Raw genomic sequence first — 427 nt, forward strand, 5'->3', positions numbered from 1 at the left:
CTGCACCGCGCAAACCGACGGATTCTAATTTAAGTCCGACTAATTCAGCGATTAAATGTTCTGGTAAATGGGTATGCGCACGGATTGGAAATGCCACGTTTTCATAGACAGACATATCGGTAAAGAGTGCGCCACTTTGAAACAGCATACCCATACGTGCCCGTGCAGCAAATAACTCTTGACGAGACATGCTGGCAATATCCTTACCATCAAGCAGAACCTCACCACGATCTGGGGTTAATTGTCCCCCAATTAAACGTAATAGTGTTGTTTTTCCTGTGCCTGATGGTCCCATGATGCCTGTAATTTGTCCACGTCGAATGGTTAAATCAACATTGTCATAGATGACGCGCTCCCCTCGATTAAAACTCAGATTTTTCACTTCAATCAGTGGCTGAGCTGTCGAAAGTATCGAATTATTCATAGC

1 protein-coding gene is annotated in these 427 nt (G+C 44.3%); it reads right to left on the bottom strand.

What is annotated here, in order from left to right:
- The coding region (locus tag GBI66_RS19335; protein WP_151717195.1) for an ABC transporter ATP-binding protein at nucleotides 1–424 on the bottom strand (424 nt) is incomplete at its 3' end.
- Between the last annotated feature and the right edge of the window lie 3 nt (nucleotides 425–427).

This window comes from Acinetobacter sp. TUM15071, assembly GCF_008980925.1.
Classification (GTDB): Bacteria; Pseudomonadota; Gammaproteobacteria; order Pseudomonadales; family Moraxellaceae; genus Acinetobacter; species Acinetobacter dispersus.